Below are 13,792 nucleotides of genomic sequence, written 5' to 3' on the forward strand. Positions count from 1 at the left end.
ACGCTCTTATAGGTGGATGCTGACCGTTCCATTTAAGTGAATTTGAACCACGACATTTTCAGAAAAAATATCCAATCCTTGGCAGGAAGCGGCTGTATTCGAAAAATCTAAAACAACATCCTTAGGGAGAATCTGTTTATTTTGCATATCCTTGTGCGTTCTCAGACTTTTCGCTACCAAAGATAACGTTGTCGCGTAAATGTGCTGAGAGCGAGCTTCTGCACTTGTATTCCCATGAGCAGTTTTAGTGAGCTCAGAAATAAGAGCGGGAAGCCCTCGTAAAGAAAGCGCTAGAGAGTCTCCTTTGTTTGTATAAAAACTATTCACCAATCCTTCTGCGTCTTCTGGAGAAAGAGATTTGAAGCTTGTTGTCAAAATAGCGGCTTCAGAAGAGGATAGGTCCATTAAGGTTGCCAGTCTAACTAAAGCCATATCTGTCCGAGATGTTCCGTCAAATCCTAGGCGATTAGCTCGATAAGTAAAGTAGCGAGAGAAAGCTTCTTCAACAGTCGCGTATTGTTGTAACATGGACTGCAAAGGAGCAAAGTTCATGTGAAATTGAGAAGACAGCCCTTGTTCGCCGCAAAAGTCCAAAGCATAAAGATATAAATCTAGCGCCAGAAGAGCTCGTTGTGAGCGTCCAACAGACAATAACTGAAAACTAGGAGTGTTTGTCAGAGCAAGTAACTCATCGTAGTTCGCCAGTTTTCGTAAGGAAAAGAAGAGCGTTTTTTGTTCTGGGGAAAGTCTAGCAAAAGAAGGACTTAATTCTGGGAAGGTGTGGAGCACATGCAAAGCTTTTGTGTAAAAAGCCTCTCGTTGTGTTTCAGAAAAATAGGGCTTAAATGTTGTAACAGCTCGTGAGGAACACCCTAAATGACGAAGAATGATCGCAGTCTCTAACACTTTAATGGAGTCATAAAACTCCTTGGGAGAGTTTAAAAATAGCGTGAGCTGTTTGTGTAAGGAAAGGAATTGTTTAAAAGTCAGCGGGGATTCATTGGCTTGTAGCTGGATCAGCTGAGCATAGGCTTGGCGCGACCCTTGGACAAGTAGATGCAGGTGAATAAGGCTGCGTACAGCAACATCAAAAGCGGGGACTTTCTTTTGGAATAGCAAAGGAGAAAAGATCGTCCCAGAGGGAGCTTTTAAAGAAGCTCCGGCAGAAGAAGGCTCCACCAACCACAAAAGTTCTGGATATTGACGGACTTTCTGCTCTATCCAAGCTTCCGATCCAATTTTTGTGGTGGTGCTAGGAATCATTACGCGAGGCTGCGTGGCTGAGAAAACCGGGACACTGGCGAGTGTGGCAAAAAACAAAAGACAGTTGCGAAAGGTAAAGTTTGTTGGCATATAATCCTCTGCTACTCCCGAAGCTTTACCCCTTTAATACCGATCGGCGGGGTAACTTGTAAAGAGCTTAACGGGGAATTGTGGTTGATATCATCGGTGGTGACAGGTCTTTAAGAAGAAGCCTTGTGTTCTAAGCATTTTTAAGCAGCAAACACTCTCTTGGTTAGGGGGCTTCGGAGAGACTCTACCGGCTTTATGCTAGCATGATTTTTTGTTAGGGGCAAGGGCCTTGCAAAGATCTTTTCATTCCTTTCTTGAGAAGTTGAATAGAATGTTAAGACCTTAATTTACGTGTGAACAAGAGAAGGTTTTTATAAGCTGCTTAGTTAATAAGATTTGTGTTATAATGTTACAAATTTATTTTTAATTTAGCAGGTTTTATGAAAAAGTTTGTCTATAAGTACAGCTTTGGGGCTCTATTGCTGCTCTCTGGACTAAGCAGCTGTTGCGCCAACTCTTATGGATCGACTCTTGCAAAAAATACAGCCGAGATAAAAGAAGAATCTGTTATACTTCGCGAAAAGCCGGATTCCGGCTGTAAAAGGAAATCTTCTTGTTGTTTACGAAAATTTTTCTCGCGCAAGAAGTCTAAAGAGAAGCTAGAGCCTGTGACGCCAAACTTTAAGTCTTATGCAGATCCGATGACAGATGCTGAAAGAAAGGATCTTTCTTTCGTGGTGTCAGCTGCTGCAGATAAGTCTTCGATCGCTTTGGCTATGGCTCAGGGAGAGATCAAAAGCGCGTTATCTCGTATCCGAGAAATTCACCCCCTCGTGTTACTTCAAGCTCTTGCAGAAGACCCAGCTTTGATTGCTGGAATGAAGAAGATGCAAGGACGAGATTGGGTCTGGAATGTCTTTATCACAGAATTAAGCAAAGTTTTCTCTCAAGCAGCGGCTTTAGGAGCCTTCAACGTTGCAGATATTGCCGCGTTCGCGTCGACCTTGGGATTAGACTCGGGGACCGTTACCTCAATTGTTGATGGGGAAAGGTGGGCTGAGCTGATCGATGTTGTGATTCAGAATCCTACTATATAAAGGCCATTCTAAAAGGCCCCCTTTCCCCAGGATAGAGGAGAAAGGGGGCTTTTGTATATTCCGCTTATTTGCCTCCAAAGCGGGCTTAAGCATAAGAGTAGGACGATGTTACAATTTTTAGAGCAAATTAATCATTTTTTAACTTCTTTCTGTGTATTCCCCCTGATCCTTTTCTTGGGAGGAATACTAACATGGAAATTGCGAGGGCTGCAGTTTACCTCTTTGGGATTAAGTTTCCGGTTGATGTTAAATAACAAACAAGAGCGCGCAGCCTCTGAGGGAGAAGGGGTTTCTCGGTACGAAGCTGTGGCTGGTATGTTGGCCGGGAATTTCGGAACGGGGAATATAGCTGGGATGGCCATCGCTATCGCGAGCGGGGGGCCAGGAGCCTTACTTTGGATCTGGGTGGTCACTCTTTTAGCTGCGATCGTTCAATATGCAGGAGCTTTTCTCGGATGTAAGCATCGGCAGTTCCAAGCAGAATCCCAGGAATATATCGGGGGACCGATAGCCTGTTTGGGATATAAAATGAAAAGCCGTTTCCTAGCTGCAGCTTTCTGTATAGCAGGCTTAATCACAGCCTTTTCTGCAGGGAACCTAGTTCAGGTGAACTGTATTGTCTCTCTCTGTGCAGATGGATTTTTCCCCAAGATTTTAGTGGGTATATTGCTAGCCCTCTCTGTTTATCCTGTTTTAGCTGGAGGGAATACGCGAGTTCTCCGTTTCTCAGCAAAAGCTATTCCATTCGTAGCAGGTTTTTATTTCCTATTTTCTCTCTTAGTGTTGGCGATACATTGTGATAAAATTCCCCTAGCCTTACACCTGATTTTCTCTTCTGCTCTTGGGGTAAAGGCTGGAGTCGCTGGTATTGGAGGTTATACGCTGGGGCAGGTAATCTCAACAGGTTTGAACCGAGCTGTTATGGCTACGGATTGTGGAAGCGGAATGGTTTCTCTCCTACAATCCAATTCTAAAAGCGCAAATCCCGTTGCGGATGGATTGGTAACACTCCTCCCTCCTGTGATTGTCGCAGTTGTTTGCTCTATTACGATGTTAGTTCTTCTTGTAACAGGGGCTTACGATTCGGGAGAGTTGGGCGTGTTGATGGTTATGCGGGCTTTCAAATCTTCCTTAGGGATGTTAGGTGGAGGTGTTGTTCTCATATCTATGATCTTGTTTGGGTACACAACAGCTTTGTCATGGTTCGCTTGCGCAGAAAAAAGTTTAGAATATATGATCCCAGGAAGGCGGGCAAACCTGTTGCTAAAGGCGATTTACCTGTTGGTGATCCCTTTTGGCGGCGTTTTGGGTATGCAATTCATTTGGGCCCTATCTGATCTGGGTTTTTGTGGAATGGTCATTTTCAACTCGATCAGTTTGATTGCCTTGTTTAAGGAGGTGATTGCTACTCGGTACGAGGTCGCTCTTCTCCGTAAAGAGGCAAACGCCCAATCCGATCCTTTAAGACAGTAACGTGAAAGCTTGGGGCCGCTTTACTGCAAGAAGCGGCCTGCCTTTTCGTCAAAAACAGGAGATCTTGATAATGCAACTTTCTTCGCAGGCTTTTTCTTATGGTCGTCCCATTCCTAAAAAATATTCGTGTCAGGGGGTTGGGATCTCTCCGCCGCTTTCTTTTTCTGGAGTGCCCAAAGAGGCTAAAAGTCTCGCGCTTATCGTTGAAGACCCAGATGTTCCTGCTCATGTTCGGGAAGATGGATTGTGGGTACATTGGATAGTGTACAATCTCTCCCCTATGGTAGCTAATTTGGCAGAAGGAGCTCAAATTTTTGCTGTTCAAGGGTTGAATACCGCAGGAGAAATTGGGTACTGTCCTCCTTGTCCTCCAGATGCAAAGCATCGCTATTACTTTTATGTTTATGCTTTGGATGTCGTTTTACCCGAAGAAGAAGGGGTAACAAAAGAACAGCTATTAGAGGCTATGGAAGGGCATGTCCTTGCTACAGCTGAACTTATGGGAACATATGAGCAAGACTAGCAAGGCTACTCTTCTTGAGGGATGAACTCTTCTTTTTTTTGACGATGTTTCCAATACAACGGACCGTAATGGTAGCAAAGCTCTTCCCCAGGAAGGATATCTTTGATGGCTCGGATAATAATATGGAAAAGGCCTCCTTCAAAAGCGCCAATGGCTTCTAGATTGGGGTTATCGCTGTGGTTGATAAAACGGGTGATGTTCCCTTGTCTTCCACTATCGATAGTGAAGTAACGCCATGCGTAATGGGGGACCGGATAGCGAAAGCAGTAGTCATTCTCGTCGAGCCAAAAAGCTTGTCTTCGTCGCAAAATTCCCGTGTACTCTCCGATATAGCTCCAGGCAGGAATGAACTCGCGGGCAAAAACCCCATATCCTACAAAGGCGTCGATCCAGCAGATAGCAACCGGAGGGATGTCTGGGATTTGGAGTTGCTGCTTATGTAGTTGGCCTAGCCACTTTGCTAAAGAGGAAACGGATTGGCGTTTCTCTTCGCGATGACATAATTGTCGGACGCGTTTCTCTACTCTAGAATTTTGAAACTGGAGGCGAGGAAGAAATGAGAATTGCAACAGCTTCTCAACTTTGGCTAAAGAACAGGGGGTCGCGGATTTTATTCCTCCATGTAAAGCAAGATACAGAGTGTCTTGAGTGTAGCTAGCAGTCATACAAGGCTCGGGGAAGAAAAGAAAATTGGGGCTGTGATACCAAAACTTTGAGCAACGATCGGACGAATGGCGGTGATCTCTTGAATTGCAGAAGACACGGTATGTAAGGCCTTTTCTTCCGTATTACATTCAAGAGAAAGATGTGCAAGATAAATCTTTTTAATACGAGGAGTTAGTACTCGTTGAAGTAAAGCTCCGCATTCTGCATTAGAAATATGCCCTTGTTTGCCAAGAATTCGTTGTTTGCAACTTTCGGGGCGTGAAGATTGAAGGACCATCTCGGGATCGTGGTTGGATTCTATGAGTAAGTAATCACAATCGTACAGGAAGTGAGTAATCCAAGAGGTCACCCATCCTAAATCGGTGCAAAAGCCTATTTTGATCCCAAAATAGTGAAAGATAAATCCTACGGGATCCACGGCATCGTGCGGCACATTAAATGTTTGAATGCGAAGATCTTCTAAAGAAAAGCTGTGCCCCGTGGTAAAGATCTTAAAAGTTGGGCATAGATCTAATAAGTGGCGTAAACTGCGCGCGGTTTCTATGTTGCATATAAGGGGAGTTTTATAGCTTTTAATAAAGCTTCTAAGCCCCGCGATGTGATCGGAATGTTCATGGGTAATTAAAATTCCTTGAATCTCTTCCGGATGAATGTTCATAGAGCGTAACGCTTCAACCGTCGCTTGTTTGCTAATTCCTAAGTCCACGAGTAACTTGCATGACTTCGTGCCGAGATAGGCGCAATTGCCCTTAGAACCTGAAGCTATAGGGAAAAAACCTTCCATGGCATTTTAATCGTCCTGATTCGACAGCTGGACCAATATTTGACGAGGTTTGGCCCCTTCTGATGGGCCAACAATTCTCGCTTCCTCTAGCTGATCAATAATACTAGCTGCTCTAGCGTAGCCAATTTTGAGTTTTCTTTGGAGGAAAGTTGTTGAAGCATTCCCTGTTTGTAATACAAGAGTTTTTGCCTGATTGAATAAAGGATCTAGACTGTCTGGATCTAAAGAAGATGCATCATCATAGGTGTCAAAAGAGGGAATCACATACTTACAGGGGAACCTGGAACATAAATCTTTGATGACCTTGTTAATGTCCTCATCACAAATATATGCTCCTTGTACGCGCAGAGGGGCAAAAGATCCTGGAGAAACCACGAGCATATCTCCGTTCCCCATCAAATTTTCTGCTCCAGGCTCGTCAATAATAATTTGACTGTTGACTTTGTTGGCTACTTTGAAAGCTATGCGAGAGGGGAAGTTCGCTTTGATTAAACCTGTAATCACATCGCGAGAAGGGCGTTGTGTCGCTAAAATGAGGTGAATCCCCACAGCTCTAGCCATCTGGGCTAAACGGACGATAGGCGTTTCAATGTCGTGAGAAGAGGAAAGAAGTAGGTCGGAAAGTTCGTCAATAATGCCCACGATGAAAGGCATTTTTTCGGGAATCTCCTTGTCATAAGATGCTTCAATTTCTGCGTTACGACTACGAGCATTGAATGATTGGATGTTTCGCAACCCCAAAAATCGAAGGATTTCATAACGAAGCTCCATTTCTCGAACAAGCCAAATTAAAGCGCTATGAGCTTCTTTAGCCTCTGTAATCACGGGCGTTAGCATATGAGGAAGTTGCGAGTATCCGGTTAATTCTACTTTTTTAGGGTCTACAATTACGAGTTTTATGTCTGTAGGCGGCGAAGTCATGATGAGAGACATGACGATGGTATTGATGCAGACGGATTTCCCGGATCCTGTGGTCCCGGCAATAATTAAATGCGGCATGGTTGCTAGATCCGTCCAAAAATTATCTCCGTTAGCTTTTTTCCCTAAAAGAAGAGGAACTTGGAGCCGTTGGGAAAGTTTTTGGTAGTCTTCTAATAAATCGCGGAAGTTGACGGGTTGGGGATCTGGATTGGGAATTTCAATTCCCACAGCAGCTTTCCCGGGAATCGGGGCAATAATGCGGATGCTGGAAGCCTGTAAATTTAACGCGATGTCATTCTCTAGAGCTTTAATTTTTTGTACTTTGACCCCCGTGTTAGGAAGAACTTCAAAGGCTGCAAGAGTGGGACCTGAGCAGATATTTCCGATAGCGGCTTCTATGCCAAAACTAGCTAAGGTTTGTTGTAAGATAGCGGCCTTCTTTTTCAATTCTTCTAAAAGAGACTCTGGGCGTCGCACGTTTCGTTTGCTTAAGAGATGGTATTGCGGTAGATCTGGGGCCTCCCCAGCCGTTGCGAAAGAAGATGGGGCGTTTTTTGGGGATAAAAGGTTCGGAAGATCAGGTCTTTTCTGAGAAGAAACAGCTCTTTTTGCTGGATGGGGAGGGGAGAGAAAAATAGTCCGATTAATGGGGGAGTTATCTTGAAGGTCTTTATTTTCCAAGGGGAGGGAAATAACGGGTGTCGGAAGTTTTAAGATTTCTTTTTTAGCCACGGAAGCCGGAGTGGGGACGTGTAGCGAAGGTTCGGGGCAATAAGACTTGTGGTCAACAAGATTTTTTAAAAGCCTTTTGTAAGCGTTCCAGCATGCGCAAAATTTGTTTTTGAGAAATTTTAGGAGAACGTCTAGAAGAGCTTTTTTTTTTAATACGAAAGACTTGGGGACAAGGTAGCAGATCGCGCACAACAACATAGCAAGAAAAATTAACCCAGTCCCTACTGCGCCAATCAAGAGTTTTAAGGAGAAAGAATGGCCATCGTATAACAGGTAAAAGGGAATGCCTCCTAGGTAAGCTTTTGGGGGTTGAAGATCCATGATAACCAGTGGCACTCTTGTAGCTAAAAATTGTGGAAGATTTTGTGCAGGAGAAACCATGGATAGTAGTACCGCGCAGCAAACTGGGATGGTTCCAAAAGCGGCCGCTTTTCTAAAGGCCAGTGGAGCTGGGGTTTTTTTCATATTTAAGAAAGAAAGCCAGCTAAAATGAAGGGGAATTAGAAAAGCAGCTACGCCAAAGTTATAGAATAGAAAAGAACTTAGAGACCATCCAAGCAATCCTATCCAGTTTTGCGTGTACGGTTGATTGTGTTGAAAGCTCCATAAACTAAGTCCAGAAAAACAGGCTAAGGCTAGATAAACACAAGTTTTGATAGCGAAGATTGCTTGCGGAGAAAGAGAGACGCTTGCTTTCTTTCGTTCTTTTCTCATGGTTCCTCTCTTAATACGCGGACCGTTATCTTTAGGGAATAGCGCTTGAATGGAGATAATAGTTTGTGAATGAGAGTGGTTATTCCAACGCGCATGTACAGCTTGTTATAACAGGAAAAACAAAAGAATCGAAGTAGTCTTTTTAGGAAGATGAAGAAGGGCGAACGACGGGGTTCGAACCCGCGACCTTCGGAACCACAATCCGACGCTCTAACCAGCTGAGCTACGTTCGCCATGAAAAACTCCCCAACCAGTGTAGCGTGCAGGCGCTTCACGTTGGGGAAAGGGAAGTATAATGAAGGGATTGTTTTTATGGAAGATGAAGGTGAATAAAATCTGCGAAGAAGTTTTTTCGCAAATATAGCGGGTGGCAGAAAAATTTTTGTTTGAAGCGTTAAAAGAGGGGATAGGGCGGGGAGTTTTTTTGAAAGAGGAAAGGGAAAAAGAAAAAAAATATGGGGTTGAGATGGGTTGAAGAAACGGGTTGAGGAGGTGTTGTGGGGCAAGAAAAATATTTTTGTGAGTAGAGGGGGAAAGAAAGTTTGATAAAAAAAAGGTGCAAAAAAAATAGGGGCTGACATAAGATGTTGCTTTCTTTCGAACGAAGGTTTGAGAGAAACACCTCTCACAGAGATGAGAGGGAGCGAAAAGAGTCTGAGCGATGAGCGAGGGCTTTTCTTAACAATGCAGATGAGATAGAATGCAAGCCAGTATAAATGCTTGTGAGGTTTTTTAAGGAATTAATAGACCTCGTCAATAAAAAAAGATTATATATATTTTTCTGAGAATTTGATCTTGGTTCAGATTGAACGCTGGCGGCGTGGATGAGGCATGCAAGTCGAACGGAACAGTTTTTAACTGTTTAGTGGCGGAAGGGTTAGTAATGCATAGATAATTTGTCTTTAACTTGGGAATAACGGTTGGAAACGGCCGCTAATACCGAATGTGGCGCCATTTAGGCATCTAGGTGGTGTTAAAGAAGGGGATCTTCGGGCCTTTCGGTTAAAGGGGAGTCTATGTGATATCAGCTAGTTGGTGGGGTAAAGGCCTACCAAGGCTATGACGTCTAGGCGGATTGAGAGATTGACCGCCAACACTGGGACTGAGACACTGCCCAGACTCCTACGGGAGGCTGCAGTCGAGAATCTTTCGCAATGGACGGAAGTCTGACGAAGCGACGCCGCGTGTGTGATGAAGGCTCTAGGGTTGTAAAGCACTTTCGCTTGGGAATAAGAGAAGGCGGTTAATACCCGCCGGATTTGAGCGTACCAGGTAAAGAAGCAACGGCTAACTCCGTGCCAGCAGCTGCGGTAATACGGAGGGTGCTAGCGTTAATCGGATTTATTGGGCGTAAAGGGCGTGTAGGCGGAAGAGTAAGTCAGTTGTCAAATCTCGGGGCTCAACCCCGAATCGGCATCTGATACTATTTTTCTAGAGGGTAGATGGAGAAAAGGGAATTTCACGTGTAGCGGTGAAATGCGTAGATATGTGGAAGAACACCAGTGGCGAAGGCGCTTTTCTAATTTACACCTGACGCTAAGGCGCGAAAGCAAGGGGAGCAAACAGGATTAGATACCCTGGTAGTCCTTGCCGTAAACGATGCATACTTGATGTGGATGGTCTCAACCCCATCCGTGTCGGAGCTAACGCGTTAAGTATGCCGCCTGAGGAGTACACTCGCAAGGGTGAAACTCAAAAGAATTGACGGGGGCCCGCACAAGCAGTGGAGCATGTGGTTTAATTCGATGCAACGCGAAGGACCTTACCTGGGTTTGACATGCATATGACCGCGGCAGAAATGTCGTTTTCCGCAAGGACATATGCACAGGTGCTGCATGGCTGTCGTCAGCTCGTGCCGTGAGGTGTTGGGTTAAGTCCCGCAACGAGCGCAACCCTTATCGTTAGTTGCCAGCACTTAGGGTGGGAACTCTAACGAGACTGCCTGGGTTAACCAGGAGGAAGGCGAGGATGACGTCAAGTCAGCATGGCCCTTATGCCCAGGGCGACACACGTGCTACAATGGCCAGTACAGAAGGTAGCAAGATCGTGAGATGGAGCAAATCCTTAAAGCTGGCCCCAGTTCGGATTGTAGTCTGCAACTCGACTACATGAAGTCGGAATTGCTAGTAATGGCGTGTCAGCCATAACGCCGTGAATACGTTCCCGGGCCTTGTACACACCGCCCGTCACATCATGGGAGTTGGTTTTACCTTAAGTCGTTGACTCAACCCGCAAGGGAGAGAGGCGCCCAAGGTGAGGCTGATGACTAGGATGAAGTCGTAACAAGGTAGCCCTACCGGAAGGTGGGGCTGGATCACCTCCTTTTAAGGATAAGGAAGAAGCCTGAAAAGGTTTCTGACTAGGTTGGGCAAGCATTTATACGTAAGAGCGAGCATTCTATTTCATTTGCATTGTTAAGGTAGCTGAAGAGGACGAGACATATAGTTTATGATCAAGTATGTTATGTAAAGAAAATCATGGTAACAAGTATATTTCACGCATAATAATAGACGTTTAAGAGTATTTGTCTTTAGGTGAAGTACTTGCATGGATCTATGAGAAATTACAGACCAAGTTGATAAGAGCTATTGGTGGATGCCTTGGCATTGACAGGCGAAGAAGGACGCGAATACCTGCGAAAAGCTCCGGCGAGCTGGTGATAAGCAACGACCCGGAGGTATCCGAATGGGGAAACCCGGTAGAGTAATAGACTACCATTGTATACTGAACACATAGGTATGCAAAGCGACACCTGCCGAACTGAAACATCTTAGTAAGCAGAGGAAAAGAAATCGAAGAGATTCCCTGTGTAGCGGCGAGCGAAAGGGGAAGAGCCTAAACCGAGCTGAAGAAGCGAGGGGTTGTAGGGTTGAGGAAAAAGGATCAGGACTCCTAGTTGAACACATCTGGAAAGGTGGATGATACAGGGTGATAGTCCCGTAGACGAAAGGAGAGAAAGACCGACCTCAATGCCTGAGTAGGACTAGACACGTGAAACCTAGTCTGAATCTGGGGAGACCACTCTCCAAGGCTAAATACTAGTCAATGACCGATAGTGAACCAGTACTGTGAAGGAAAGGCGAAAAGAACCCTTGTTAAGGGAGTGAAATAGAACCTGAAACCAATAGCTTACAAGCGGTCGGAGACCTATGGCCCGTAAGGGTCAAGGTTGACGGCGTGCCTTTTGCATGATGAGCCAGGGAGTTAAGCTAAACGGCGAGGTTAAGGGATGTACATTCCGGAGCCGAAGCGAAAGCGAGTTTTAAAAGAGCGTTTAGTCGTTTGGTTTAGACACGAAACCAAGTGAGCTATTTATGACCAGGTTGAAGCATGGGTAAAACTATGTGGAGGACCGAACTAGTACCTGTTGAAAAAGGTTTGGATGAGTTGTGAATAGGGGTGAAAGGCCAATCAAACTTGGAGATATCTTGTTCTCTCCGAAATAACTATAGGGTTAGCCTCGGATAATAAGCTTTTGGGGGTAGAGCACTGAATTCTAGCGGGGGCCTACCGGCTTACCAACGGAAATCAAACTCCGAATACCAGAAGCGAGTCCGGGAGATAGACAGCGGGGGCTAAGCTTCGTTGTCGAGAGGGGAACAGCCCAGACCGCCGATTAAGGTCCCTAATTTTATGCTAAGTGAGTAAGGAAGTGATGATTCAAAGACAGTTGGAATGTTGGCTTAGAGGCAGCAATCATTTAAAGAGTGCGTAACAGCTCACCAATCGAGAATCATTGCGCCGATAATAAACGGGGCTAAGCATAAAACCGACATCGCGGGTGTGCCGATAAGGCACGCGGTAGGAGAGCGTAGTATTCAGCAGAGAAGGTGTACCGGAAGGAGCGCTGGAGCGGATACTAGTGAAGATCCATGGCATAAGTAACGATAAAGGGAGTGAAAATCTCCCTCGCCGTAAGCCCAAGGTTTCCAGGGTCAAGCTCGTCTTCCCTGGGTTAGTCGGCCCCTAAGTTGAGGCGTAACTGCGTAGACGATGGAGCAGCAGGTTAAATATTCCTGCACCACCTAAGACTATAGCGAAGGAATGACGGAGTAAGTTAAGCACGCGGACGATTGGAAGTGTCCGTAGAGCGATGAGAACGGTTAGTAGGCAAATCCGCTAACAGAAGATCAGGTCGCGATCAAGGGGAATCTTCGGAGGAACCGATGGTGTGTAGCGAGGCTTTCAAGAAATAATTTCTAGCTGTTGATGGTGACCGTACCAAAACCGACACAGGTGGGCGAGATGAGTATTCTAAGGCGCGCGAGATAACTTTCGTTAAGGAACTCGGCAAATTATCCCCGTAACTTCGGGATAAGGGGAGCCTTTTAGGGTGACTATGGAACGATAGGAGCCCCGGGGGGCCGCAGAGAAATGGCCCAGGCGACTGTTTAGCAAAAACACAGCACTATGCAAACCTCGAAGGGGAAGTATATGGTGTGACGCCTGCCCAATGCCAAAAGGTTAAAGGGATATGTCAGCTGCAAAGCGAAGCATTGAACCTAAGCCCTGGTGAATGGCCGCCGTAACTATAACGGTGCTAAGGTAGCGAAATTCCTTGTCGGGTAAGTTCCGACCTGCACGAATGGTGTAACGATCTGGGCACTGTCTCAACGAAAGACTCGGTGAAATTGTAGTAGCAGTGAAGATGCTGTTTACCCGCGAAAGGACGAAAAGACCCCGTGAACCTTTACTGTACTTTGGTATTGATTTTTGGTTTGTTATGTGTAGGATAGCCAGGAGACAGAGAACACTCTTCGTCAGGAGGGTGGGAGTCACCGTTGAAATACTGGTCTTAACAAGCTGGGAATCTAACATTATTCCATGAATCTGGAAGATGGACATTGCCAGACGGGCAGTTTTACTGGGGCGGTATCCTCCTAAAAAGTAACGGAGGAGCCCAAAGCTTATTTCATCGTGGTTGGCAATCACGAGTAGAGCGTAAAGGTATAAGATAGGTTGACTGCAAGACCAACAAGTCGAGCAGAGACGAAAGTCGGGCTTAGTGATCCGGCGGTGGAAAGTGGAATCGCCGTCGCTTAACGGATAAAAGGTACTCCGGGGATAACAGGCTGATCGCCACCAAGAGTTCATATCGACGTGGCGGTTTGGCACCTCGATGTCGGCTCATCGCATCCTGGGGCTGGAGAAGGTCCCAAGGGTTTGGCTGTTCGCCAATTAAAGCGGTACGCGAGCTGGGTTCAAAACGTCGTGAGACAGTTTGGTCTCTATCCTTCGTGGGCGCAGGATACTTGAGAGGAGCTGTTCCTAGTACGAGAGGACCGGAATGGACGAACCAATGGTGTGTCGGTTGTTCTGCCAAGAGCATAGCCGAGTAGCTACGTTCGGAAAGGATAAGCATTGAAAGCATCTAAATGCCAAGCCTCCCTCAAGATAAGGTATCCCAATGAGACTCCATGTAGACTACGTGGTTGATAGGTTGGAGGTGTAAGCACAGTAATGTGTTTAGCTAACCAATACTAATAAGTCCAATGGCTTGGTCTTTTTATGATTGGAAGAGCCGGAAGGCGAAGACAATAAAGAATAGAATAGAGAGTGCAAGTACAGAAAAGACAGACTTTTAAGCGT

At 45.6% G+C, this 13,792-nt stretch carries 7 protein-coding genes, 1 tRNA gene and 2 rRNA genes; 5 read left to right on the forward strand and 5 right to left on the reverse strand.

The features are described from left to right. Positions 1-6: 6 nt before the first annotated feature. Positions 7-1,353 carry a hypothetical protein gene (locus B6E89_RS04000; protein ID WP_080126126.1) on the reverse strand — a complete coding sequence of 449 codons (1,347 nt, stop codon included), beginning with the start codon at positions 1,351-1,353 and terminating at the stop codon, positions 7-9. A gap of 380 nt (positions 1,354-1,733) precedes the next feature. Between B6E89_RS04000 and B6E89_RS04005 the strand changes: the two genes are divergently transcribed. From B6E89_RS04005 to B6E89_RS04015, 3 genes are all read left to right on the forward strand, one after another. Beyond that, the gene (locus B6E89_RS04005; protein ID WP_035407504.1) at positions 1,734-2,390 is read left to right on the forward strand and encodes a hypothetical protein; all 657 of its coding nucleotides are present in this window, start codon (positions 1,734-1,736) and stop codon (positions 2,388-2,390) included. A 105-nt stretch (positions 2,391-2,495) separates the two neighbouring features. Next, the gene (locus B6E89_RS04010) at positions 2,496-3,863 is read left to right on the forward strand and encodes an alanine/glycine:cation symporter family protein (protein WP_080133182.1); all 1,368 of its coding nucleotides are present in this window, start codon (positions 2,496-2,498) and stop codon (positions 3,861-3,863) included. Between the two features lie 70 nt (positions 3,864-3,933). Beyond that, the gene (locus tag B6E89_RS04015; RefSeq protein ID WP_010232709.1) at positions 3,934-4,386 is read left to right on the forward strand and encodes a YbhB/YbcL family Raf kinase inhibitor-like protein; all 453 of its coding nucleotides are present in this window, start codon (positions 3,934-3,936) and stop codon (positions 4,384-4,386) included. Positions 4,387-4,391: 5 nt separating this feature from the next. On the opposite strand, the gene B6E89_RS04020 is transcribed toward B6E89_RS04015, so the two are convergent. The 4 genes from B6E89_RS04020 to B6E89_RS04035 all read right to left on the reverse strand — a co-directional run bounded on the left by B6E89_RS04020 (position 4,392) and on the right by B6E89_RS04035 (position 8,436). Continuing rightward, positions 4,392-5,051, reverse strand: a complete 660-nt coding sequence (locus tag B6E89_RS04020) for an SET domain-containing protein (RefSeq protein ID WP_080124530.1) — start codon at positions 5,049-5,051, stop codon at positions 4,392-4,394. Continuing rightward, a complete protein-coding gene (locus B6E89_RS04025; protein WP_080124531.1) occupies positions 5,048-5,836 on the reverse strand; it encodes an MBL fold metallo-hydrolase in 789 nt (262 codons plus the stop codon). The genes B6E89_RS04020 and B6E89_RS04025 overlap by 4 nt, the downstream gene beginning before the upstream one ends. A gap of 6 nt (positions 5,837-5,842) precedes the next feature. Continuing rightward, positions 5,843-8,203 carry an FtsK/SpoIIIE family DNA translocase gene (locus tag B6E89_RS04030; protein ID WP_080133183.1) on the reverse strand — a complete coding sequence of 787 codons (2,361 nt, stop codon included), beginning with the start codon at positions 8,201-8,203 and terminating at the stop codon, positions 5,843-5,845. A gap of 159 nt (positions 8,204-8,362) precedes the next feature. Further along, positions 8,363-8,436, reverse strand: a tRNA-His gene (locus B6E89_RS04035). Between the two features lie 544 nt (positions 8,437-8,980). Between B6E89_RS04035 and B6E89_RS04040 the strand changes: the two genes are divergently transcribed. Both B6E89_RS04040 and B6E89_RS04045 read left to right on the forward strand, forming a co-directional pair. Next, a 16S ribosomal RNA gene (locus B6E89_RS04040) occupies positions 8,981-10,528 on the forward strand. Between the two features lie 243 nt (positions 10,529-10,771). Then, positions 10,772-13,708: ribosomal RNA gene (locus B6E89_RS04045) — 23S ribosomal RNA — on the forward strand. The 16S and 23S rRNA genes sit together here, the layout of an rRNA operon. Positions 13,709-13,792: the final 84 nt, after the last annotated feature.

Origin of the sequence: Chlamydia suis, from assembly GCF_900169085.1 — a bacterium.
In the GTDB taxonomy this organism is placed as follows: domain Bacteria; phylum Chlamydiota; class Chlamydiia; order Chlamydiales; family Chlamydiaceae; genus Chlamydia; species Chlamydia suis.